Annotated in this window: 18 protein-coding genes and 1 rRNA gene; 6 read left to right on the forward strand and 13 right to left on the reverse strand. The window is 74.2% G+C overall.

Going from position 1 to position 24,185, the window contains the following annotated elements; genetic code table 11:
• Positions 1–14: 14 nt before the first annotated feature.
• From ABEA81_RS32075 to pdxR, 6 genes are read right to left on the reverse strand one after another with little or no spacing between them, the layout of a single operon-like run.
• Positions 15–1,268, reverse strand: a complete 1,254-nt coding sequence (locus ABEA81_RS32075; RefSeq protein ID WP_345610333.1) for a cellulase family glycosylhydrolase — start codon at positions 1,266–1,268, stop codon at positions 15–17.
• A complete protein-coding gene (locus ABEA81_RS32080; protein WP_345610335.1) occupies positions 1,265–2,683 on the reverse strand; it encodes a four-carbon acid sugar kinase family protein in 1,419 nt (472 codons plus the stop codon). The genes ABEA81_RS32075 and ABEA81_RS32080 overlap by 4 nt, the downstream gene beginning before the upstream one ends.
• Positions 2,680–3,441, reverse strand: a complete 762-nt coding sequence (locus tag ABEA81_RS32085; RefSeq protein ID WP_345610337.1) for an SDR family NAD(P)-dependent oxidoreductase — start codon at positions 3,439–3,441, stop codon at positions 2,680–2,682. Before ABEA81_RS32085 ends, ABEA81_RS32080 begins: the two co-directional genes overlap by 4 nt.
• Positions 3,438–4,301 carry an NAD(P)-dependent oxidoreductase gene (locus tag ABEA81_RS32090; RefSeq protein ID WP_345610339.1) on the reverse strand — a complete coding sequence of 288 codons (864 nt, stop codon included), beginning with the start codon at positions 4,299–4,301 and terminating at the stop codon, positions 3,438–3,440. Before ABEA81_RS32090 ends, ABEA81_RS32085 begins: the two co-directional genes overlap by 4 nt.
• A gap of 24 nt (positions 4,302–4,325) precedes the next feature.
• The gene (locus ABEA81_RS32095) at positions 4,326–4,700 is read right to left on the reverse strand and encodes a hypothetical protein (RefSeq protein WP_345610341.1); all 375 of its coding nucleotides are present in this window, start codon (positions 4,698–4,700) and stop codon (positions 4,326–4,328) included.
• 4 nt (positions 4,701–4,704) lie between these two features.
• Positions 4,705–6,108, reverse strand: coding sequence for a MocR-like pyridoxine biosynthesis transcription factor PdxR (pdxR, locus tag ABEA81_RS32100; RefSeq protein ID WP_345610343.1), 1,404 nt, complete (start codon positions 6,106–6,108; stop codon positions 4,705–4,707).
• 29 nt (positions 6,109–6,137) lie between these two features.
• Between pdxR and ABEA81_RS32105 the strand changes: the two genes are divergently transcribed.
• From ABEA81_RS32105 to ABEA81_RS32130, 6 genes are all read left to right on the forward strand, one after another.
• Complete coding sequence (locus tag ABEA81_RS32105; protein ID WP_345610345.1) at positions 6,138–6,800, forward strand: pyridoxamine 5'-phosphate oxidase family protein; 663 nt, start codon at positions 6,138–6,140, stop codon at positions 6,798–6,800.
• 41 nt (positions 6,801–6,841) lie between these two features.
• The gene (locus ABEA81_RS32110) at positions 6,842–7,222 is read left to right on the forward strand and encodes a hypothetical protein (RefSeq protein WP_345610347.1); all 381 of its coding nucleotides are present in this window, start codon (positions 6,842–6,844) and stop codon (positions 7,220–7,222) included.
• A gap of 16 nt (positions 7,223–7,238) precedes the next feature.
• A complete protein-coding gene (locus tag ABEA81_RS32115; protein ID WP_345610349.1) occupies positions 7,239–9,332 on the forward strand; it encodes a prolyl oligopeptidase family serine peptidase in 2,094 nt (697 codons plus the stop codon).
• Positions 9,329–10,324 (forward strand): mechanosensitive ion channel family protein, encoded by a 996-nt coding sequence (locus tag ABEA81_RS32120; RefSeq protein WP_345610351.1) that lies wholly within the window; start codon positions 9,329–9,331, stop codon positions 10,322–10,324. Before ABEA81_RS32115 ends, ABEA81_RS32120 begins: the two co-directional genes overlap by 4 nt.
• A gap of 26 nt (positions 10,325–10,350) precedes the next feature.
• Positions 10,351–10,734: a globin gene (locus tag ABEA81_RS32125; RefSeq protein WP_147258178.1), complete on the forward strand. Its 384-nt coding sequence runs from the start codon at positions 10,351–10,353 to the stop codon at positions 10,732–10,734.
• Positions 10,735–10,816: 82 nt separating this feature from the next.
• Positions 10,817–12,394, forward strand: a complete 1,578-nt coding sequence (locus tag ABEA81_RS32130; RefSeq protein ID WP_345610352.1) for a glycoside hydrolase family 13 protein — start codon at positions 10,817–10,819, stop codon at positions 12,392–12,394.
• A 20-nt stretch (positions 12,395–12,414) separates the two neighbouring features.
• On the opposite strand, the gene ABEA81_RS32135 is transcribed toward ABEA81_RS32130, so the two are convergent.
• From ABEA81_RS32135 to rrf, 7 genes are all read right to left on the reverse strand, one after another.
• Positions 12,415–13,062 carry a hypothetical protein gene (locus tag ABEA81_RS32135; RefSeq protein WP_345610353.1) on the reverse strand — a complete coding sequence of 216 codons (648 nt, stop codon included), beginning with the start codon at positions 13,060–13,062 and terminating at the stop codon, positions 12,415–12,417.
• Complete coding sequence (locus ABEA81_RS32140) at positions 13,059–13,475, reverse strand: acyl-CoA thioesterase (RefSeq protein WP_345610354.1); 417 nt, start codon at positions 13,473–13,475, stop codon at positions 13,059–13,061. Before ABEA81_RS32140 ends, ABEA81_RS32135 begins: the two co-directional genes overlap by 4 nt.
• Before the next feature lie 34 nt (positions 13,476–13,509).
• On the reverse strand, positions 13,510–18,231 hold the full coding sequence (locus tag ABEA81_RS32145) for an NAD-glutamate dehydrogenase (protein ID WP_345610355.1): 4,722 nt from the start codon (positions 18,229–18,231) through the stop codon (positions 13,510–13,512).
• A 186-nt stretch (positions 18,232–18,417) separates the two neighbouring features.
• Positions 18,418–21,510: a hypothetical protein gene (locus ABEA81_RS32150; RefSeq protein ID WP_345610356.1), complete on the reverse strand. Its 3,093-nt coding sequence runs from the start codon at positions 21,508–21,510 to the stop codon at positions 18,418–18,420.
• 118 nt (positions 21,511–21,628) lie between these two features.
• Positions 21,629–23,305, reverse strand: a complete 1,677-nt coding sequence (ettA, locus tag ABEA81_RS32155) for an energy-dependent translational throttle protein EttA (RefSeq protein ID WP_345610357.1) — start codon at positions 23,303–23,305, stop codon at positions 21,629–21,631.
• A 23-nt stretch (positions 23,306–23,328) separates the two neighbouring features.
• Positions 23,329–23,877: a single-stranded DNA-binding protein gene (locus ABEA81_RS32160; RefSeq protein ID WP_345610359.1), complete on the reverse strand. Its 549-nt coding sequence runs from the start codon at positions 23,875–23,877 to the stop codon at positions 23,329–23,331.
• A gap of 223 nt (positions 23,878–24,100) precedes the next feature.
• Positions 24,101–24,185, reverse strand: a 5S ribosomal RNA gene (gene rrf / locus ABEA81_RS32165); the annotation flags it as partial.

The following is a 24,185-nucleotide window of genomic DNA, read 5'->3' on the forward strand; positions in this document are numbered from 1 at the left end:
GGCCACCGCACTGGTCAGCCGCGGTTCGCCCCGATGCGCTCCAGGATCCAGCCGATCCCGGGGTTCCCGGGCGTCCCGTCGGCGGTTCCGGGCCCGACCTGGAACGTGTTGTTCCACCGGTCCGGCGTACCCGGGGCGCCGAGGTGGTCGGCCGTTCCCACCCGGGACGCGCCCTGGAACCAGCCGGCGGCGTGGACCATGAGGTGGATCTGCTTCCCCGGGTCACGGGCGACGTGGTCGATGAGGCGCCGGTAGGAGTCCTTCCCGGCGATGGCGCCGTCGGTCGCGCTCGCGTAGTCCTCGTCGCGCCACGCGCCGAAGACGCGCCGCCACCCGGGGAAGTCGACCGAGTAGCCCGGCGGGGCGGGCACCGACCTCGTGTCGTCGTCCAGGAAGCCCTGGCCGCTGCCGCCGAAGGACTCGACGTTGATGATCGGCTTGTCGGTGTGGTCCTGGAGCGTGTCGAACGCGTCGATCGCCTCGTCGGCGTTGCTCCCGGCGTCCTGCATCACCACGTCGACGTCGTCCATGTCCGCGATGTCCGCGCTCTCGTCGGTCTCCACCGTGCCGGTGCCGACCGGGCGGCCCGGCGCCGCGTCCTTCACCGCGCGCAGGTACTCCCGCAGGCTGTGCCCCGACTCGATCGAGTTCGAGTCGTCGGGCTCGTTGTAGACGTCGAAGATGACGTTCGAGTAGCCCGCGAGCGCGGCCGCGGCCGTGCGCGCGGCGGCGGTCAGCGTCTCGGTGGAGTCGTCCTCGGCCGCGGACCGGTAGAACAGCCCGACGATCGCCACCATCCCGCGGGCGTCCGCCGCCGCGACGATGCGCCTGGTCCGCTCGACGACCTGCGTACCGCTGGTGGAGCCGTTCGCGGTGTGCCGCTCGTCGTGCCCGAACCCGACGATCGAGGTGATCTCGCTGGTGCCCCGGTCGATCTCGCCGTCGCGCGTGAACACCGGCGAGTACCCACCGCTGGAGCCCTGCAGCCACACGACGAAGCTGTTCACGCCGTGGTCGCGCCACGTGTCCAGCTGGGAGATCAGCTCGTCGGTCCAGTCGTCGCGCATCGCCGCGCTGGCCACCCGGAACCCGAACAGGGTGGACGGTGTGCCGTTCACCAGGATCTGGCTGCCCTGCACCGACACCGTGGTCTGCGACCGACTCGGCGCGGGTGCCGGCTCCGCCCGGCCCGGCCCGGTCCGCTCCACCGGCCCGCAGGCGGCGATCAGCAGGAGCAGCACGCCGCTCAACGCGAGACGGGAGATCACCCCCCGACGCTAGCCAGCACGCGCACGACGTCGAGCAGGGACCGGTCGTCCCCGACGTTGCCGGGGAACACGACGTAGGGGATGCCGGCGGCCGGACCGCCGACCGGCTCCCACAGCGAGACGATGCCGGGCAGCATCGGCCCGCGGACGATCGCGTGGCGGATCTGCAGGCCCTCGCTGGCGACGTCGGACGACGTGATCCCGCCCTTGGCGACCACGAAGCGCGGCGGGTGCGCGGCGAGGGTCCGCCGGACGACGTCGACGAGGGCGGTCGATACGGTGCGGGCGATCCGCAGACTCCCGTCGGGGGTGTCGGCCCGCACCAACGCGCGGCTGGTGTGGAGCACGACGTCCCCGTCGGCGAGGCCTGCCACGACCTCGTCGGCCACGGCGTCGACCTCCCCGGCCGCGCCCTCGAGCAGCTTCTCCACCTCCAGCTCGACGACGCGGGCGCTCTGGTGCTCGGCGCGCAGCACGTCGAGCTGCCGGGTGGTGAGGCCGACGTGTGAGCCGATCACCACGAGCCCGCCGCCCGGGCCGGGCGCGCGTCCCGCGAACGCCTCCTCGGCGGTGAGCGGCGCGCGGACCTCCTGCCCGATCCGGCCCCGGACGAACGGCGGCCCCACCCGGTACAGCAGGCTCTTGCCCCGCCGTTCCGCCTCCGCCAGCCCGAGCGCGAGCGCCCTCAGGTCGTTCTCGGTGACGACGTCGGCGACGGCGGGCACGCCGCCGGTGGCTGCATCCAGTGCGTCCGCGACGCGCCCGCCGCGGATCACGTCCAGGTCGAGGACGAGCACGTCCCGGGCCGGGTACCGGCCGCCGGACTTCTCCTCCACGTACTCGGCGAGGCGCGACCGCGTGAAGCCGAACGTGGCGTCCCGCGCGAACTCGGTCTCGGCCACCGGGATGAGCCCGCCCGCACCGTCGCGCATGTAGTGCGTGCCCCCGATCGTGACGCGGCCCGCGTCCGGGAACGCGGGCACGATCACCACGGCGTCGGTGCGTGCGCCCGAGGCCCGTGCCAGCTCGTCGGCGATCACCTCGGGTTCGAGGGGGAAGTGCCCGCGCAGTGTGGAGTCGCTGCGGCTGACGAAGCCGAGCGCGCGCCCGTCTGCGGCCGCGAGGGCGTTGCGGACGACCTCCCGGTTGCGCACCTCCGCCTCGGCCGGATCGAGGCTCCGGGTGTTGGTGAGGACGTACACCGCGGGGGCGTGCTGCGCGAAGGCCCACGCGAGGTCCGAGCTCTCCCAGCGGGTGAGCACCGGCAGGTCGGCGACGGACTGGGTGCCGGTCGGGTCGTCGTCGAGCACCACGAGGGTGCGTCCCGACGCCGCGACGGACGCCGCCACCTCGCTCGCGGGGACCTCGACCTCGGCCGGGTAGCCGGCGAGGAGCTCGGACTCGATCACGGTCATGAGACCTGGAGCCCGCCGTTGATGTCGTACGTCGCGGCGGTGATCCAGCCGGCGTCGTCGCTCAGCAGGAAGGCCATGAGCGCCGCGACCTCGTCGCGGGTGCCCACCCGCCCGAGCAGGGTGTCGGCCGACATGGCGGCCTTCCGGTCGTCGGTGAGCAGGCCGCCCATGATGTCGGTGTCGATCGGCCCGGGCGCCACGGCGTTGACGGTGATGCCGTGCTCCCCCACCTCGCGGGCGAGCGCGCGCGTGAAGCCGATGATCGCGGCCTTCGACGCGCTGTAGGCGACCTTCGAGTAGGTGCCGCCGCCGCGCTGCGCCGAGACCGACGACACGCTGACGATCCGGCCCCGCTTCCGCTCGATCATGCCGCGCACCACCCGCTGGGTCACGATGAACGTGCCACGCGCGTTCACTGCGAAGATCCGGTCCCAGCCCTCCACCGTCTCGTTCTGGAACGGGACGGGCGAGGCGATCCCTGCAAGGTTGGCCAGCCCGACGATCGGCGGCAGCCCGGCCTCCACCTCGCCGATCGCCGCATCGACCGAGCCCTGGTCGGAGACGTCCACGCCGAGGCCGAGCGTGGGCACGCCACGGGCCTCGCCGATCTCGGCGGCCGCCGCCCGCGCCTCGTCCGCGTCGATGTCCAGCACCGCGACCGCCCAGCCCTCGCCGGCCAGCCGGCCGGCGAGTGCGCGGCCGATGCCACGCCGGGAGGCCGCGCCGGTCAGCACGGCGGTGCGTCGGTCGTCGGTCATGCCGTTCCCTCCTCGTAGGTCTCGATCACGCGCGAGTCGTCGCGGGCGGTGAGGCCGGCGTCGGCGGCCCGCAGGTAGCGGTCGCGGGCCACGTCGAGCAGCGGGGTGCGGGCGCCCACCGCGCCTGCGGCGTCCGCCACGAGCCCGCTGTCCTTCACGAAGATCGAGATCGCGCTGGCGACGTCGACATCGGTGCCCTGCAGCATGCGCGGGCCGCGGTCGGACAGCATGAACGACCCGGCGGCGCCCTGCTCGACGAGCGAGAGGACCTGGGCCCGGTCCAGGCCGAGCGCGCCGGCCAGCGCGAGCGCCTCGGCCGCCGCCACGATGTGGATCGCGCACAGGTGCTGGTTGACGACCTTGATCGCCTGTCCCTCGCCGACCTCCCCGCCGACCTCGCGCACGACGCCCAGTGCCTCGAGCACCGGACGCGCCGCGGTGACGTCCGCGGGGGCGCCCGCGGCGAAGAGCGTCAGCTCCCCCTTCGCGGCGCGCGCGATCCCGCCGGTCACCGGGACGTCGACGACGGCGGCGCCCGCCTCCGTCAGCCGCGCGGCCTGCGCGCGTACCGACTCCGGCCCCACCGTGCTCATCACGACCCAGCGCCGCCCGGCGACGTCCCCGGCCAGTGCCTCGGTGACGAGGGCGTCGAGCTGGTCGGGCGTCGCCACCATCGCGATCACGAACTCGGCCGGCGGCGCCTCGCCGAAGCTGCCGACGGCCGGTACGCCTGCGGCGGCCGCCCGCTCGCGCGCGGCGGGGAGCGTGTCGACGCCGGTGGTGTCGTGGCCGGCGTCCACCAGCCTGCGGGCCATCGGCAGGCCGATGGCCCCGACCCCGACGAAGGTGACGGTCGACATGGAGATCCTCCTAGGGACGGGGTTTCAACCATTCCAGTCGAGCTGGTGCTCCGGCACGCCGACGCTCCTGCCGTACCCGACGACGTGGGCCCGGGCCGGCTCGTCCCCACGCCGGTACCGGAACGACCGTCCGGCGAAGACCACGACGTGGTCGCCGCCGACCCGGAAGTCCGCGTACCAGCCGCCCTCGGCGGAGATGGCCGCGGCCAGCGCGTCGGCGAGCTCGCCCGCCCGCTCGTCGGGCGCCTCGACGTCGAGCAGCGTCCACACCGGCGGTTGGCCCGGCCCCGCCGACGCCGACACGTCCTCCCGCCACATCCGGGCGACGCGCAGGTCGGGCACTTCCAGGACGGCGCCGGGCCGGAGGCTCTCGGCGAGAATGCGTGCGCGCAGCATCATCCGATCATGGCCCGGCGAGCACGTCGGCCACCACCGGCAATGCGCGCTCCAGCTCGTCGCGGGCCGGGCCCGCGTAGCCGAGCACGATCCCCGCACCTGCCGGGATCCCGGCGTGGTGGCGGGCGAGCCCGTCCAGCCGGACGCCCCGCGCGGCCGCCGCGGCCACGGCGGCCCGCTCGGTGGTGGCGTCGGGCAGCGGCACCACGACGTGCGCGCCCGCGGCGTCGCCCGCCACCGAGAGCCCGGCGGCGAGCACGGTGGCGCCGACCGCGGCCCGCCGCCCGGCGAGCTCGCGCCGCAGCCGCCGCAGGTGCCGCGCCAGGTCACCGTGGGCGCCGAACGCGGCGAACACCCGCTGCCCGGCCCGCCCGGGTCGGCCACCGGAGCGCTCGCGCGCCTCCAGCAGCGCGTCCCGCACCGCGGGCGGGGCGACCAGCCACCCGGCCCCGAGCGTCGGGGTGAGCAGCTTGCTCGCCGTACCGAGGTGGACCACGACGTCGGGTCCGAGCGCGGCGAGCAGCGGCAGCGGCGCGACGTCGTAGCGCAGCTCGCCGTCGTAGTCGTCCTCCAGCACGAGGAACCCCTCGGCACGGGCCCGTTCCACCAGCGCCACCCGGCGGGCGGCCGAGAGCCGCGATCCCGTCGGGTACTGGTGCGCAGGCGTGCAGTAGACGGCCGCGAGCCCGCGCGGGAGCGCCTCCACCACGAGGCCCGCCGCGTCCACCGGCACGCTCGCGACGACGAGCCCGGCGTCGCGCAGCGCGGCGGTCGCCCGCTGGTAGCCGGGCTCCTCGACGGCAACCCGGGCGCCCGCGGGCAAGGTGCGGGCGAGCTCGCCGATCGCCGCCGTGCTGCCGGCGGTCGCGAGCAGGTCGGCGGGGTCGGCCGGCAGGCCGCGGTGCCGCAGGAGGTGCTCGACCACGACGACCCGGAACGCCTCCAGCCCCACGGCGTCCGGGCCGATGTCGGGGGCGGGGTCGGCGGCGGCCCGCCATGCGCGCCGCCACGCGGCCCGGTCCAGCGCGGACACGCACGGCGTCCCGGGCGTCAGGTCGACGAGTGCGCGCTCGGGAGGCGCCGTGGCTGTGGCCGGGGTACGCACGCGGGCCGGCGGTCCGGCCGGTGCCCCCACCACGTACGTGCCCGACCCGCGCCGCCCCTGCGCCCAGCCCTCGGCGAGCAGCTGGTCGTACGCCGCGGCCGTCACGGTGCGGCTCACGCCGAGGGTCGCCGCGAGCGCGCGCGTCGAGGGGAGGCGGTCGCCCGCGCAGAGCGTCCCGTCGGCGGTGGCGGCGCGCAGCGCGTCGGCGAGCTGGACGGCGAGCGGGCGCCCGGCGGTGCGGTCCAGCGGCAGCGGCGGCAGGTCCACGAGTGGCCTTCCGAAGTCGGGCGGAAGTGGCCCTGCCACGATGCCACCTCCGCACCGACCATGGGACCGTGAGCCTCTCGGACACAAAAGCGGCGACCACCCGCACCGCCCTGACCCGCCACCGCGAACGCGCCCGCACCGACCGCGCCGACCTGCACGCCGTGCTCGACGCGGGGCTCGTCGGCCACATCGGGCTCATCCGCGACGGCGCCCCCGTCGTGCTGCCCACCGGCTACGGGCGCGTCGACGACACCGTCTACGTGCACGGCTCCACCGGTGCGGGGTGGCTCCGGATCGCCGACGGCGCACCGGTCTGCCTGACCGTCACCCACGTCGACGGGATCGTCTACGCCCGCTCGGTGTTCAACCACTCGATGAACTACCGCAGCGCCGTGGTGCACGGTTCCGCCCGGCTCGTCACCGACCCCGCCGAGAAGCTCGCCGCCTTGCGCGCCATCACGGAGCAGCTCTCGCCGGGCTCCTGGGAGCACGCCCGCGAGCCGGACCGCCGCGAGCTCGCCGCCACCGCGGTGTTCGCGGTCGACCTCGGCGAGGCGAGCGTCAAGGTGCGCACCGGCCCGCCGGGCGACGACGAGCCCGACATCGCCACCGGTGGCCGCTGGGCCGGGGTGCTGCCGGTGCGCACGGTCTTCGGAATCCCCGAGACGTGCCCCACGCTGCCCTCCGATGCCCCCGTGCCGGCCCACGTGGGCGACCGCCGGCCGGCCTAACGGTTTGCCGCTGACGGGCCCGGGCACGGATCGTGGTCCGCATGTCCAGGACCGAGGTGCGTCGCGACGACGGGGAACTGATCGGGTTCGTGGAGCCCGGCTCGGACGGTGGCTGGCGCGCGCTCGTGGTGTTCGGCGCCGAGCTCACCACCGCACCCGACCGCGACACCGCGATCGCCGAGGTCCGCTCGGCCGGGCTGGGGGTGCTCGCCGAGCGCTGGTGGTACCTCCGCGGCGGGGAGTGGCTGCCCGCCGCGATCCAGGAGGCCGGCCCCGGCCGCGTCGTCGCGGTCGTGGGGGACGACAGCCGTTTCGTGGGCGTGATCGGCAACTCCGACGCCGTCCCCGCGCTCACCCTCACCGGTTCGGACGCGGCTGCGCTCCGTAGGCGCCCGCCTGAGGGAGGCCACTGGACCGGGTGACGTAACCTCGGCCCGCGTGAACGCTCCCTACCCGGCCGCCGAGCGCCTCGATCTGGTCGAGGTGCTGCACGGGCACCGCGTGGCCGACCCCTACCGGTGGCTCGAGGACCCGGACGACCCGCGCACGCGGGAGTGGGCGGCCGCGCAGGACCTGCTGACGCGCGAGCACCTCGACGGGCTCCCCGGCCGCGACGGGCTCGCCACCCGGCTGAGCGCTCTCATGTCCGCGGGATCGGTGTCGGCTCCGCTGTGGCGCGCGGGCCGCCGCTTCTCCACCCGCCGGGAGCCGGGGCAGGAACACGCGGTGCTGCACGTCCGGGAGCCCGGCGGCGCCGAGCGGGTGCTGCTCGACCCGGTGGCCCTCGACCCCACCGGCCGCACCACGCTCGACGGCTGGGTGCCCGACCTGGAGGGCCGCCTGCTCGCCTACCAGCTCTCCAGCGGCGGCGACGAGCACTCGGTGCTGCACGTCCTGGACGTCACCACGGGGGAGGACGTCGAGGAGCCGATCGACCGCTGCCGGTACTCCGACGTCTCGTGGCTGCCCGGGGGCGAGGAGTTCGTGTTCGTCCGGATGGTGGCCGAGGACGAGGTGCCCGCCGGGGAACAGGCGTTCCACCGCCGGGTGTGGCGGCACCGGGTGGGCACGGCCACCGCGGACGACGAGCTGATCGACGGACCCGGGCTCTACGACGAGCACACCTACTACGGCGTGCACATCTCGCGGGACGGGGGCTGGCTGGTCGTCACCGGCAACGTCGGCACAGCGCGGCGCGACAGCGTGTGGATCGGCGAGCTCGGCGAGCGGACGCCGAAACTGACGCCGGTGCTCACCCAGGCCGACGACGTGCAGTGCCACGCATGGGTCGACCGGGACGGGCTGCTGTACCTGCACACCACCGACGGCGCGCCCCGCTGGCGGCTGGCCGTCACCGACCCGCGCACGCCGGCCAGGGAGCACTGGCGCGAGCTGGTGCCCGAGGACCCGGGTTCGGTGCTGCAGGCGGTGCGCCGGCTCGAACGGCCGGACGGGCCGCCCCTGCTCGCGCTCGCCCGCGCCCGGCACGCCGTGGCCGAGGTGGCGCTGCACGACGCCGAGGACGGCAGCCTGCGCGGCACCGTCCCGCTCCCCGGTACCGGCTCGCTCACCGGCTTCTCGGTGGCCGACCGGGACACCCCCGCCGAGGCGGGCCGGCTGTGGCTGGGCTGGACCGACCTGGTCACGCCGCCCGAGGTGCACCGCTACGACCTGGCCACCGACCGCACGGTCCGGGAGGTCGCCGCACCCGGCTCCGTCGACGTGCCCGCGGTGCGCACTGAGCACCGCGAGTTCACCTCGGCCGACGGGACGACCGTGCGGATGTTCGTCATCTCGCCGCCCGGCGCGTCCGGCCCGCGGCCCGCGCTCGTCACCGGCTACGGCGGCTTCGGCATCAGCCGCGAGCCCGCCTACACCGCGTCGGCGCTCACCTGGGTCGAGAACGGCGGCACGTTCGCGCTGGTGTCCCTGCGCGGCGGTGGCGAGGAGGGCGAGGAGTGGCACCTCGCCGGGAACCGCGCCCACAAGCAGAACGTCTTCGACGACCTGCACGCCGCCGCCACCGCCCTGGTCGACGCGGGCGACACCGCGGCCGACCGGCTCGCGATCATGGGCGGCTCCAACGGCGGTCTGCTCGTCGGCGCGGCCCTCACGCAGCGCCCCGAGCTGTACCGGGCCGTCGTCTGCTCGGCGCCGCTGCTCGACATGGTGCGCTACGAGGAGTTCTCCCTCGGCCGCACCTGGAACGACGAGTACGGCACCGCCGCCGATCCCGAAGAGCTCGGCTGGCTGCTGAACTATTCGCCCTACCACCACGTCCACGAGGGTGTGGCGTATCCGGCCGTGCTCTTCACCGTGTTCGACTCCGACACCCGGGTCGACCCGCTGCACGCCCGCAAGATGTGCGCCGCCCTGCAGCACGCCACCACGGGCGACCCGCACACCCGTCCCGTCCTGATCCGCCGCGAGACCGACGTGGGCCACGGTGCCCGCGCGGTCTCCCGCAGCGTCGCGCTGGCGGTCGACCAGCTGTCCTTCCTCGCCGCACACACCGGTCTGGAGCTGTCGTGACCACCGTCCTGCCCACCGCCGCCGTCCCCGGCCAACCCACCTGCGCCGCCGACGCAGGCAGCTGGTGCGCCGAGTTCTACAAGTGGACCAACAGCGACTTCCTGGCCCGCTCCGCCGACACGATCATGTCCACGACGTTCAACACGGCGCTCATCGTCGTGCTGTGCATCGCGGCCCGGTACGTGATCCATCGTTCGATCAACCGCATCGTCGAGGGCGCCACCAACTCCCGGATCACCCGTCTCGTCGGCCGCGCACCCCGGCTGCGCGGGAGCACCAACGGCAACGGCCCGACCACCCCCCGCCGCGCGCAGCGGGCCCGCACCATCGGCTCGGTGCTGCGCTCCATCAGCTCCACCGTCATCCTCACGGTCGGCGCGATCATGGTGCTCGCCGAGTTCGGCGTCGCGCTCGCACCGATCCTCGCCTCGGCCGGGATCGTCGGCGTCGCGGTCGGGTTCGGCGCCCAGAACCTCGTGCGCGACTTCCTCTCCGGCATGTTCATGCTCCTGGAGGACCAGTACGGCGTCGGCGACATCATCGACGCGGGCGAGGCCAGCGGCGTCGTCGAGGCCGTCGGGCTGCGGATCACCACGCTGCGGGACCACCAGGGCACCGTCTGGTACGTCCGCAACGGCGAGATCCTGCGCGTCGGGAACAAGAGCCAGGGCTACGCCGTCGCCGTCATCGACCTGCCGCTCTCCCACGCCGCCGACATCCCCAGCGCCCGCGCCATCGCCGAGCGCGCCGCCACCGAACGGGTCGCCGAGGAGGACGTGGCCGACTTCGTGCTGGAGCCGCCCGAGATGCTCGGCGTCGAACGCGTCGCCGCCGAAGGCGTCACGCTGCGCCTGACCGTCAAGGTCAAGCCGGGCCAGCAGTTCGCCGTGCAGCGCGCGCTCAACGCCGCCATCGCCGACGCGTACGAGGACGCGGGCGTCCCCCGCCCATCGGTCTACCCGAGCGCGGAGTCACGCCCGTCGATGCCCTAGTCGGGGCGGGGAGGGATGATGGAGCCGTGACCGATCCTCAGAACTTCTACGCCGAGGTCGGCGGAGCCCCGGTCTTCGAGAAGCTCGTCCGGCGGTTCTACGAGCAGGTCGCCGAGGACGAGGTGCTGCGCCCGCTCTACCCGGAGGAGGACCTCGGCCCGGCCGAGGAGCGGCTGCGGATGTTCCTCGAGCAGTACTGGGGCGGCCCCCGCACCTATTCGGACCAGCGCGGCCACCCGCGCCTGCGGATGCGGCACGCGCCGTTCAAGGTCGGTCCCATCGAGCGGGACGCGTGGCTGCGCTGCATGCGGGTGGCGGTCGACGACGCCGGGCTGGACCCCGCCCATCGTGACCAGCTGTGGCAATACCTCACGTACGCGGCCGCAAGCATGGTCAACAGCCCCTTCTGAGGTTCACCCGACGGCTCGAAGTACTACCCGGTGTGACGAACAGCCCTCGCTCCGTCCCCATCCGCTTGGCAGTATTTGGCCCGTGTGGTGGCGCGACGCCGTGGTGTACCAGATCTACGTCCGATCGTTCTCCGACGCGGACGGCGACGGCATCGGCGACCTCGAGGGCATCCGGGCCCGGCTGGGGTACCTCGAGCTGCTCGGCGTCGACGCGCTGTGGCTCACCCCGTTCTACGCGTCACCGATGGCCGACCACGGCTACGACGTGGCGGACCCGCGCGACGTCGACCCGGTGTTCGGCGACCTCGCCGCGTTCGACCGCCTCGTCGCCGACGCCCACGAGCACGGCCTGCGCGTCACGATCGACCTCGTGCCGAACCACACCTCCAGCGAGCACGAGTGGTTCCGCGCGGCCCTCGACGCGACGCCCGGCAGCCCCGAGCGGGCCCGCTACCACTTCCGCCGGGGGCGCGGCCCGAACGGCGACGAACCCCCGAACAACTGGCAGAGCGTCTTCGGGGGGCCGGCCTGGACCAGGGCCCACGACCCGGACGGCAGCCGCGGCGAGTGGTACCTGCACCTGTTCTCGCCCGAGCAGCCGGACCTGAACTGGACGAACGCCGAGGTCTGGGCCGACCTGGAGAAGACCCTGCGGTTCTGGCTCGACCGCGGCGTCGACGGCTTCCGCATCGACGTCGCCCACGGCATGAGCAAGCCACCCGACCTCCCGGATGCCCGGGAGCACCGGGCACCCCACGGCGACGGCGAGCGGTGGTCCGCCTCCGTGGTCGAACCGGACCCGCGGTTCGACCACGACGACGTGCACAACGTGCACCGCATGATCCGCGCCGTGCTCGACCACTACCCCGGCCGGCTCGTCGTGGGAGAGGTGTGGGTGGGCGACAGCGCCCGGTTCTCGCGCTACCTGCGCCCCGACGAGCTGCACCTCGGCTTCAACTTCCGGCTCGTGCGCGCGCCGTTCGAGGCCGCCGCCATCCGCACCGCGATCGAGCAGTCGCTCGCCGCCATCGCCGACGTCGGCACCCCAGCGGCGTGGACGCTGTCCAACCACGACGTCTCCCGGCCGGTCACCCGCTACGGCGGTGGCGCCGAGGGCCTCGCGCGGGCCAGGGCGATGGCGCTCGTCGAGCTGGCGCTGCCCGGGGTCGTCTACCTCTACAACGGCGAGGAGCTCGGCCTCCCCGACGTCGAGCTGCCCGACGAGGTACTGCAGGATCCGATCTGGGAGCTCTCCGGCCGGACCCGCAGGGGCCGAGACCGCTGCCGGGTGCCGATCCCGTGGGAGGGCAGCGCGCCGGGCTACGGGTTCACCTCGGGCGACCCCTGGCTCCCGATGCCCCCCGACTACGGGAAGCTCGTCGCAGCGGAGCAGCTCGAGGACACCGGCTCCATGCTGTCGCTGGTGCGGCGGGCCATCGAGCTGCGCAAGACGCACCCCGGCTTCGCCGGCGGCCGGGAGCTGGAGTGGTTCGGCGCGCCGGACGGTTGCTTCGCGTTCCGCCGGGCCGGCACCACCCTGGTCTGCGCGCTGAACACCTCCACCGAGCTGGTCCCGCTCCCTCCGGGCGAGGCCATCCTGGCCAGCGGCCCCCTCGCCGACGGCATGCTCCCCCCGGACACCGCGGTCTGGCTCGCCTGAGCCCGGACGACCGTGACCCCTCAGCCGACGAGCAGTGGGAGCGCCGTGACGCGCCGGCGCACGATCGCGCCGTAGCGGGCGTCGAGCCGCATCCAGCTGCCGGTGGCCGAGACGCGCACGACGCCCGCGTCCGGGCCCGTGTCGCCGAGGAAACCCATCCCCGAGAGCGCGAACAGGCAGCGCAGTGGCACCTTCACCTGGGGCACCTTGACGGCCGGCCGGGCGCCCGCCGAGACCGTGAGCACGGTCTGGTCCAGCAGCGACGCGGGCGGTCCCATCGGGCCCGCGTTCTCCCTGGCGAGGGCGAGCCCGCGCTCGGTGAGCCGCTCCAGCTCCGCGGCCGGCACGTCGTCGACCTGCTGCCAGCCCTCGGACGGCGGCAGCTCGCCGTGCCAGAGCCCGCCGGTGCCGGGGTCCACGGTGGCGGCCCGCTCCACCGTGAGCGCCGTGAGCAGGCCCGCGGCGGGCATCGTGACGTCGCCGGGCTCGACCTCGCCGTGCACGGTGCGGGTGGCGAGCGCGTCGAACGGCGTGGCCGCCCACGCCGTGACGGTGCCTGCGCCGCTCTGCAACCGCACGAGCGCGGCCTGGTCGAGCCGCACCACCCGCGCGACGAACGCGCCGAGGTCGCCGCGCTCGTCCGGATCCGGCACCGTCAGCCGGGTCACGCCGCCCACCTCCCCAGGAACTCCCGCTCCTGCGCGGTCAGCCGCCGGGGCCGCTGGGCCGCCAGGTCGAACGTGGCGAGCCGCGTCTCCGCCGTGACCGCCACGGCGTCGGCCTCGTCCGGCCCGTCGTGCATGGCGTAGCGGATGCGGAACGCCGCCGCCCGCATCTCGTCCACCATCATCGCCACCCGCAGCCGCCGGGACCGGTAGGAGATCTGGCGCTTGTAGTCCACCGACAGGCCCGTGACGAGCAGGCCCGCGGCGAACCCGGCCACGCCCTCCGCCCCGGCCGCGTCGAAGACGAGCTGGATGCGGGCCTCCTCGAGCAACGTCACCGTGACAGCGTGGTTGACGTGCTGGAAGACGTCCTGGTCGGTCCAGCGCACGGAGACCTGAGCGATGAAGGGAGCCACCCGTCCACCTTCTCAACCGGCGCCCGGCGCCGCGTCAGCGGGCCAGGCCGCGCAGCTGGCGCGAGACCACCGACAGCGTGGCCAGGTCCAGCTGCCCCGCCTTGTCGACCTCCTGCAGGGCCGCCCTCGCGCGCAGGAGGCGCGACGCGTTCGCCTTCTCCCACAGCGCGATGGCCTTGTCCACGGACGTGCCCGGGCCCGCCTCGCGCAGCGCGTCGAGGGTGATGGCCCGCAGCGACGCGTACAGGTCGTCGCGCAGGGCGAGCCGGGCGAGCGCGTGCCACCGGTCGCCCCGCTCCAGCGCGGTGACCGACGTGAGCGCCGAGTCGACGCCCAGGTGCTCGGACAGCCCGTAGTAGAGCGCCGCCACCTCCTGCGGCTCCCGCGCCTCCCGGTCGCGCTCCGACAGCTCGGTGAGCTCGACGACGTCGAGCAGCCCGTAGCCGTAGATCAGCACGGCGTTGCGCATCGCCGCCTCCGGCGCCATGCCGGCCGACCGCAGCTCGGCGGCCTTCATCTCGACGGTCGCCAGCTCGCGCCCGCGCAGGAACTGCGGCAGGGCCGCTCGCAGCTCGCGCACCATGGTCGCGAACCTGCTCACCTCCGCCCCGACCGCGAGCGGCTGCGGGCGGTTGGTGAGGAACCAGCGCGAGGCCCGGTCGAGCAGCCGCCGCGTCTCCAGGACGAGCGCGTCGGACACGGCCGTGGGGATCTGCGGCGACCGCAGCTCCTCCCACAGCGCCGGGAGCTCGTACACGGCCGTGGTGACGGCGTAGGCGCGCACCGCGTCGGTGGGGCCTGCCGAGAGCTCCTCGCCCAGCCGGAACGCGTACGTCATCCCGGCACCGTCGACCATCTCGTTGACCAGCATCGTGGTGACGATCTCGCGCCGCAGCGGGTGCTCCCGGACGGCCGCGGCGAACCGCTCGCGTACCGCGTGCGGGAAGTACTCCGGCAACCTCGCCGCGAACGCGGCGACGTCGGGCAGGTCGGTGCTGAGCACCTGCGCGGTGAGGTCGAGCTTGGTGTGGGCGAGCAGCGTGGCGAGCTCCGGGCTGCTCAGCCCGGCACCGGCCGCCTCCAGCGCCTCGTAGCCGGCGTCGTCGGGCAGCACCTCGATCTCGCGGTCGAGCCCGTGGCGGGCCTCGAGGTCGGCGGTGAGCCGCGCGTGCACGCTGACCATCGCGGGGGCATGGGCCCGCGCGATGCCCAGCACCTCGTTCTGGTCGCGGTTGTCGGCGAGGACGAGCCGCCCCACCTCGTCGGTCATCTCCAGGAGGACCTCGTTGCGCGCATCCCGTTCCAGCTCGCCCGCCGCCACGAGGCGGTCCAGCAGGATCTTGATGTTGACCTCGTGGTCGGAGCAGTCCACGCCCGCGGAGTTGTCGATCGCGTCCGTGTTGATCTTGCCGCCACGCCGCGCGAACTCGATGCGGCCGCGCTGCGTCAGACCGAGGTTGCCGCCCTCGCCGACGACCTTCACCCGCAGCTCGGACGCATCGGCCCGCACGGGGTCGTTGGCCTTGTCGCCCGCGTCGGCGTGCGTCTCGTCCGACGCCTTGACGTACGTGCCGATGCCGCCGTTCCAGAGCAGGTCGGCCGGTGCGCGCAGGATCGCCGCGATCAGCTCCGGCGGGCTCAACCGGTCGACGCTCTCGGCGATGCCGAGCGCGGCGCGGATCTCCGGTCCGATCGGCACCGACTTCGCCGTGCGCGGCCACACCCCACCGCCCGTGCTGATCACCGACCGGTCGTAGTCGTCCCACGACGAGCGCGGCAGCGCGAACAGCCGCTCCCGCTCGGCGAAGCTCGCGGCGGCGTCGGGGTCCGGGTCGACGAAGACGTGCCGGTGGTCGAACGCGGCGAGCAGCCGGATGTGCGGTGAGAGCAGCATCCCGTTGCCGAACACGTCGCCGGACATGTCACCGACGCCGACCACCGTGAACTCCTGCGTCTGGGTGTCGATCCCCAGCTCGCGGAAGTGCCGCTTCACGCTCTCCCACGCACCCTTGGCGGTGATGCCCATGGCCTTGTGGTCGTAGCCGACCGAGCCGCCGGAGGCGAACGCGTCACCGAGCCAGAAGCCGTACCGCGCGGCGACGTCGTTGGCGACGTCGGAGAACTTCGCGGTGCCCTTGTCCGCGGCGACGACGAGGTAGGAGTCGTCGGCGTCGTGGCGCACCACGTTCGGCGGCGGCACGTTCTCCGCGCCCACGAGGTTGTCGGTGATGTCCAGCAGCCCGGAGACGAACGTCCGGTAGCAGTACTCGACCTCCTCGGGCCCCGCATCGGGGCGCCGGACGATGAACCCGCCCTTCGCGCCCACCGGCACGATCACCGCGTTCTTCACCGCCTGCGCCTTGACCAGGCCGAGGATCTCCGTGCGGTAGTCCTGCGGACGGTCGGAGTACCGCAGCCCGCCGCGCGCCACCGGCCCGAACCGCAGGTGCACGCCCTCCACCCGCGGCGAGTACACGAAGATCTCGAACTTCGGCCGCGGCGCCGGCATGCCGGGCACCTCGGCCGGGTTCAGCTTGAACGAGAGGAACGCGCGGTCCCGGAAGTAGTTGGTGCGCAGCGTCGCCGTGATCATGGCGAGGTAGCTGCGGAGGATCCGGTCGGCGTCCAGACCGGTGACGGCGTCGATCAGCCCGCGCACCTCGGAGAGCGCCGCGAGCACCTCCCGCTCCCGCTCGCCGAGCTCGGGCGCGAACCGAGCGTGGAACAGCGCCATCAGCGCCCTGGCGGCCTCCGGGTAGGCGAGCAGCGTGTTCGCCATGTACTGCGGGCCGTAGGGGCTGCCCAGCTGACGCGCGTAACGCGCGTACGCCCGCAGCACGGCGGCCTCCCGCCACGCCAGTCCGGCCCGCAGCACCAGCTCGGAGAACCGGTCGGACTCGGCGTCGCCGCGCCACGCCGCGCGGAACGCCGTGCAGAACGCCTGCACCGCCTCCGGGTCCTCCAACGCCGCGCGGGTGGTGTCGTCGACCTTCAGGCCGAAGTCGTAGAGCCAGCAGCGCAGCCCGTCCGGGCGCACGAACTCCGACGGGCGCTCGTCGAGCACCTCCACGCCGAGCTGCTGCAGCAGCGGCATCACGGCGGTCAGCGAGACCGGCGCACCGGCGAGGTACAGCGTGAACCGCGGCTCCCCGTCCTCGACGTCGGCCACGTACATGCGGGTGTCGAACGCGCCCGCCTCGGACAGGGCCGCGATCCGACGGAGGTCCTCGACGGCGTGCTGCGGGGCGACGGCGGCCTTGTACGGCTCGGGCACCCCGGGCAGCAGCGCGGCCATGTTCGCGGTGTCGGGCTGCGAGAGCAGCCGGTCGTCCCATGTGCGGACGGCCTCGGTGAGCTCGTCCTGCAGCTCCTCCGTGTCGACCCCGCCGAACCCGACGGCGTCGGGCTCGGCCAGCACCGTGAAGTGCACCATCGCGAGGCTCGACTCCGACAACCGCACCGTGAACTCGACGTGCCGGCCGCCCAGCCGGCGCTGCAGCACGTCGGCCATCCGGATGCGGGCGTCGGTGGTGTAGCGATCCCGCGGCACGTAGACGAGGCACGAGATGAACCGGCGGTACGGGTCGGGCCGCAGGAACAGCCGCACCGCGCGGCGACCGGCCACCGCGAGCACGCCGACCGCGGTGTCGTGCAGCCGCTGCTCGCCCACCGCGAACAGTTCCTCGCGGGGCAGGCCGGAGATCACCTCCAGCATCCGCTGCCCCGAGTACGAGTCCAGCGGGAAGCCTGCCCGGTGGATCGCGTCGCGCACGCGCCGCTCGACGACCGGGATGTCCAGCACGCTCTCGTACAGCGCGGGCACGGTGAGCAGCCCGAGGAACCGGTGCTCGCCAACGAGCCCGCCGCCGGCGTCGAACGTCCGGATCGCGAGGTAGTACGGGTGGACCGGACGCAGCGGGCTGGGCGCGCTGGCCCGCGTCATCAGCAGCAGCTCGTCCTGGTCCTGCGCCTTCTCGACCTTGGGCGCGAACTTCTCCGCGATCGTCGAGCCCTTCCGGAGCACACCGAGCCCCGAATCCGCTTCGGCGTGCAGGTCGTCGCCGCTCGCCGTGTAGTGCTCGTAGCCGAGGAAGGTGAAGTGGTCGTCGGCGAGCCACCGCAGCAGCTCCGCGACGTCCGCCGGGTGGGTGCCGTCGGCCGCGGTGGAACGGCGCGGCAGCTCGTCCGCCACCTGCTGTGCCCGCCGCACCATCGGCTCGGCGTCCTCGACGATCTCCCGGACGTCGCTCAGCACGCGTGCCAGCGCCTGCTCGAGGTCGGCCCGGTCGACATCGGTGGGCAGCAGGTCGAGGTGGATCCACGACTCGGCGATCGCACCGACGGGCGGGGCCGCCGGATCCGCGTCGGTGAGCACCTCCTCGAGCTCGCCCGTGGGACCCCGGCGCACCACGACGATCGGGTGGATCACGCGCTGCGTCTCGGCGCCCGCCCGGGCCACGGCCGCGAGCAGCGACTCGACGAGGAACGGCATGTCGTCCGTGACGACCTCGACGACCGAACCCGCCTCCGGTCCCTCCTGCGGGTCCCGCACGCGGATCAACGGCTCACCGGCGGCCCGCACCTGGGCGAGCTGCAGGTGGCCGCGGGCCGCGCCCAGCAACAGCGGAAGGTGATCCCCGCGCTGCAGGTCGGGCGCGTGCCGGGCGTACAGCGCCCCCAGGTCGGCAAGGGCAGGGTCGGTCGGCTCGGGATCGGTCGCGGGCGACTGCGCCCGCTCCCGGGTCCGGCTCGTCACAATGCAGCTCCGGGTCTCGCCGACGGCGTACTCACTCCGCCGCCGTGGGGTGCCCGCGGGGCAGCGGGCTCGCCAGCCACCCTAGCCCTGCTCCGCGCGACCGATTCGCGGTCGTCGATCGCGCCGCCCCGGGTCGCAACCCGGCGCGGAACGGCCCTGCACACGGGCGGTTGCGGCCCGGCGGGGCTAGATCCCCCGGTACGCCGCCAGCGCGCCGGCGAGCAGGTCGGCGATCCCGAGGTTCTCGGTCGCCTCCGCCCGGGCGGGCTCGCCCGCCGCCACTGCCCGATCGCCGCCGGACGCCGTGGCGGGATCGGCGCCCGGCTCGGTGGCCGTGGCGACACCGGCCTCGCGCTTCGCGCGCCGCCCCGATCCACCGGCCGCGGGGCGTGCACCGTTCGCGATCCCGTTGCCGTTGGAGCCGTTGCCGTTGGAGCCGTTGCCGTTGGAACCGGTGCCGTTGGAACCGGTGCCGTTCGACCCCGTGCTCGCCCGTCCGTCGCCGCTGCGGCGACGGGCTGCGCGGCCGGATCCGCCGGTGTTCGCAGGGCTCCGCTCGCCGGACGGTCGGTCCTGGGCATCCACCCGGTGCCGGCGGCCCCGCTCGACCCCCTCGTCGCGCACCGGACCGGAGCGGTCGGCGCCGTGGCGTCCCGGGCTCGCCTTGGCGTCCGACGGCTCGGGTTCGGGCGGCGCGGTGTCGCCGGAGAAGGGCCACCGCGGGGATCCGACGGCGGCGGGCTCGACGGCCTCCGTCCCGTGCCCCGTGTCGTTCTCCGTGCGGCCGTGGGCCCCGCGTTCCTGCCGGCGGCGCGCCGCGGCCCGGTACTTCTGCCCCCTGGCCTCCGAGGGGTCGGCGGTGAGCTCGCTCCACGGGTCGGCGGGCTCGCCGCGGCGGCGCCGCCCGGCCGGGTCGCGCACGCGCCCGCTGGGGATCAGCGGCTGGAGGATCTGCGCTCCCACCGGGCCGTCGGCGTCGTGCACCGCCACACGCAGCTGCGCACCGGGGAGCTCCTCCTCGGTGACGAAGCCGTCCAGCAGGCCGGGCAGCGTGCGATGCATCCAGTCGGTGGCATCGGAACGGCTCCAGCCCGCACCTGTGACGACGAGCGCATCGGAGTCGCCGAACCGGGTGCTCCCACCGGGCGGCAGCCGGTCGGCGAGCATCTCGGCGACGGCCCGCACCACCGCCGCCGCCCTCGGCCCGGCGAAGCGCCGCCCGTCCCGAGCGATGTCGACGACCACGGCGCACCCGTCGTCGGACGGCGGCTCCGCGATCGACTCGAGCGACACGGGCTTCCCGACCCCGATCCCGCTGAGGGCCCGGTCGAGTTCGGCGAGTGCGGACTGCAGCCAGCCGTCGGAGTCGTCGGAGTCGTCGGAGGAGGCCGGGGGCTCGAGGGCCGGCTCGGCCTCGCCGCGCACCTCCGCCCGCGACGACCACGGCTCGGCGCTCGGCTCCTCCGCGCGCCGTCGCCCGGCGCGGGTAGCCCGCGAGCCGCCGTCGCCGGGAGTCTCGGCGGCCGCACCAGGGCTGCCGTGGCGCCCGCCCGTCGTGCGGTCAGCGGACTCGGTGCGCTCGCTGTCGCCGTGACGCGAGCGCCGCTGCGCGCGCCCCGGCTGCTCCTGCACCCCGGAACCGTCGGCGTCCAGAAGTGCGTCGCGGTCGGCCGGCTCGGCGTGCCGGGACTCGGCCGGTGCGTCGTCCCGCTCGTCACGGCTACGGCGCGCAGGTCGGCGTCCGGTGTCGGCCGGTCGGCCCCTGCGGCGCGCCCGGGGCCGCTCCTCGGCCTCGCCCGCGTCGAGGGTCGGGACCCACCCCGACGACACGTCCGGCTCCTCGGGGCGGTGTTCCGGGGCGCCGACGGCCTTGCCGTTGCGACGCGTCGAGCGGTTCTCGTCGGGCCGGTCGGATCCGGCACGCAAGCTCCTGATGAGCAGGTCGCCGATCGGCGAGTCGCCGCCCGACCCGTTCCAGGGCACCGCGTCCCACGCCGTCTCCTCGGCGGCCACGGGCTCCTCGGCGGCCACGGGGTCGGCCTCGACGGGCGCGGGTTCGTCGAACAGCCGCTCGAAGCGGGACTTCCCGCGCTCCTGGTGCTCGCCCCGGCTCGCCCTGAGCTTCCGGTCGCTCCGGGTGATCGCAGGCAACACCGTGGTTGCATCGGCGCTGGACGCGGCGTCGACGGGGGCGGACGCCGGAGACGTCGCCCGTTCCCGGCGCCGCTGCGGCCGCTCGGGCTCGGCCGCCAGCTCCGCCAGCGCGGCCAGGAAGCGACGGGACCGGTCGCGGTCGCGGCGTTCCGCACCCACGGCGAGCTGAAGTGCCTCCAGCGCGACCTCGAGCTGCTCCGCCTGCTCGTGCAGCGCACCGAGCGCCGTGCGGCAGACGGCCTCGAGGTCCGGCACGTCGCACCCGGTGGCGTCCTCCGCGGCCTGCGCGAGCAGCTGCGCGGTGGCGGCGCGAGCATCCGCACCGCCGTCGCCGCGGGGGTCCTGCGCGGCCAGCACCCTCGTGACGGTGAGCCGGAGCAGCGCCAGCTGGCGGGTGGGACGCGCCTGCTCGGAGAGCCGGGGCAGCAGCGCGCCGCAGCCGTCCCGGGCTTCACCGACCCGCCCCGCGTCCAGCAGCGCGGAGATCCACTCCGCCGCGAGCGCCGCCGCCAGGTAGCCCGACGGGGTGCCGGAGCCGACCCGGCCGCGCTCCAGGCGGGCGAGCCCGTCGGATGCGTGGTCGACGGCTGTGGCCGGCCGCCCGGCACGCCGCTCCACGACCGCCCGGACCAGTGCCACCGACGCGCCACCGATCTCCGCCACCGGGCCACCGACCATCGCCCAGGCGGCGTCAGCGGCGTCGAGCGCGGCCGCGACCTCCTCGGGGGAGTCCTCGACGGCGCACCGAGCGTGGGCGCAGAGGAGGTCGGCGGCCAGCTCGGGGTCGTTGTCGTCGGCGTGCACGCCGGCGAGGAGCCCGCGGGCGGACTCCACCTCTCCGGCCCCGGCCGCGACCATCGCCAGCTCGATCCGGAGGCGGTCGGCCGCGGCTCCGGCCAGCGCGTCGTTGCCCCAGCGCCCCAGGGCCGCGAGCACGGTGCACGCGGTTTCGCGTCCGTCGCCGGTGGCGGCCCGTGCGTGCACGGCCCACCCCGCCGCGGCCAGCCAACGGTCCCGCTGGCCTGCGGCGGACGCCTCCTCGAGCACGTGGTCGGCAAGCTCGGCCGTGAGATCGGGGCGGGCCCACCGCAGCGTCGCAGCCGCCTTGACGAGGTCTGCGTCCACCCGTGGTACCACTCCGATCACTCGGCCTTCGGCACGCGTCGACCCCACGTGACCTCCTGAAGTGCCGGGATCCACCACCCGAGCCGGTAAGGCTCACCAGCCGGGGGATGCATAGCTCTCAGTCGCGGGTCAGCTTACGGTGCGTCACTCGGTGCGGTCGCGCGGCCTCCGCTCCCATGCGTTCGATCTTGTTGCGCTCGTACGCCTCGAAGTTGCCCTCGAACCAGAACCACGAGGCCGGGTTCTCGTCGCTGCCCTCCCACGCCAGGATGTGCGTGACGACGCGGTCGAGGAACCAGCGGTCGTGCGAGATCACCACGGCACAGCCGGGGAACTGCTCCAGCGCGTTCTCCAGCGATCCGAGCGTCTCGACGTCGAGGTCGTTGGTCGGCTCGTCCAGGAGGATCAGGTTGCCGCCCAGCTTGAGCGTGAGCGCCAGGTTCAGCCGGTTGCGCTCACCACCCGACAGCACGCCCGCCGGCTTCTGCTGGTCGGGCCCCTTGAACCCGAACGCCGCCACGTACGCCCGCGAGGGCATCTCGACGTTGCCCACCTTGATGTGGTCGAGCCCGTCGGAGACAACCTCCCAGACCGTCTTCTTCGGGTCGATCCCGGCCCGGTTCTGGTCGACGTAGGACAGCCGCACCGTGTCGCCGACCCGGACCGTGCCGGAGTCCGGCTCCTCCAGCCCGACGATCGTCTTGAACAGCGTGGTCTTGCCGACCCCGTTCGGGCCGATGACGCCGACGATGCCGTTGCGCGGCAGCGAGAACGACAGGTCCTTGATCAGGACGCGGCCGTCGAAGCCCTTGTCGAGGTGCTCGACCTCGACCACGACGTTGCCCAGCCGCGGCCCGGGCGGGATCTGGATCTCCTCGAAGTCGAGCTTGCGGTACTGCGCGGCCTCGGCGGCCATCTCCTCGTAGCGCTGCAACCGGGCACGGCTCTTCGCCTGCCGCGCCTTCGCCCCCGACCGGACCCACGCCAGCTCGGACACGAGCCGCTTCTGCAGCTTGGCGTCCTTGCGGCCCTGCACGGCGAGGCGCTCGGCCTTCTTCTCCAAGTAGGTGGAGTAGTTGCCCTCGTAGCCGATCGCCCGGCCCCGGTCGAGCTCCATGATCCACTCGGCGACGTTGTCGAGGAAGTACCGGTCGTGGGTGACCGCGAGGATGGCGCCGGCGTAGCTCGCAAGGTGCTGCTCCAACCACAGCACGCTCTCCGCGTCGAGGTGGTTGGTCGGCTCGTCCAGCAGCAGCAGGTCGGGCTTGCTCAGCAGCAGCTTGCACAGCGCGACCCGCCGCCGCTCACCGCCCGACAGCTGGGTGACCGGGGCATCCGGCGGCGGGCACCGCAGCGCGTCCATCGCCTGCTCGAGCTGGGAGTCGAGCTCCCACGCGTCGTTGTGGTCGAGGATCTCCTGGAGCCGGCCCATCTCCTCCATCAGCTCGTCGGAGTAGTCCGTGGCCATCTGCTCGGCGATCTCGTTGTAGCGGTCGAGCTGCTCCTTGATCTCGCCGAGGCCCTCCTCCACGTTGCCGAGGACCGTCTTCTCCTCGTTCAGCGGCGGCTCCTGCTGGAGGATGCCGACCGTGGCTCCGGGGGCCAGGATCGCGTCGCCGTTGTTCGGCTGCTCGAGCCCGGCCATGATCTTGAGCACCGTCGACTTCCCGGCGCCGTTCGGTCCGACGACGCCGATCTTCGCTCCGGGCAGGAAGTTCAGCGTGACGTTGTCGAGGATGACCTTGTCGCCGTGGGCCTTCCGGACCTTCTGCATGCTGTAGATGAACTCCGCCACGTGACGATGGTAGTTGCGGCCGGTCACGGTCCGACGGCGCCCTCACCCGCGAGCACACCCACCCGGGCGTCGCGGCCCGAGCGCGCGAAACCCGCTTCGCCCGCGACCGGCCACTCGCCCGGCTCTACCGCCGGTGAGGCCGCCGGACCGCTCCCGGAGGACGGGGCGCCGTCGACATCGGCCGACGCACCTTCCGGAGCCTCGGCCGCCGCCCCTCTCGTGCGGGTGACGGCGGCGGTGCACCACCGCAGGTCCGGCCCCACGGCGGCCGCGCTGATCTCCAGCCTGCGCTCGACGCGCCCGTCGCGCTCGAAGCTCGAGTTGATCAGCTTGCCGTGCACGATGACGGGGTCGCCGATGCGGAGCGACCTGAGGACGCTCTCCGCGAGCTGCCGCCAGCACGTGACGGTGAGGTACACCGGCTGCGCGTCGTTCCACGAGTCGGCGGCGCGGTCGAACCACCGCTCCGTGGTGGCCACGCGGAACTTCGCCCCGGTGCCGCCCTTCGCCGAACTGAGCCGCTCCGGCTTCGTGGCGATCCGCCCCGGCACCGTCAGGTAGATCGTGCTCATCGTGCTCGCTCCTCGCTCGTATCCGCCGGCCTGTTCGGCCACCTGCGACGAGCGTGCGCCGTTCGCGACGCGGAAACGAGGCCGGAGCCGCAACTGTGGATGACCGAGAGGCGAGGTGGACAACTCGCGTCGTCGACCCCGGATCTGTCGGTGCCAGGTGCGACACTGGGCCAAAAACAAGAGTGGGCCCCCGCCTGTTGGCGGGGGCCCACAACACGTTGAATGTCGGCGGCGACCTACTCTCCCACACCCTGGCGAGTGCAGTACCATCGGCGCTGGAGGGCTTAGCTTCCGGGTTCGGGATGGGA

Origin of the sequence: Pseudonocardia adelaidensis (assembly GCF_039543345.1) — a bacterium.
In the GTDB taxonomy this organism is placed as follows: Bacteria; Actinomycetota; Actinomycetes; order Mycobacteriales; family Pseudonocardiaceae; genus Pseudonocardia; species Pseudonocardia adelaidensis.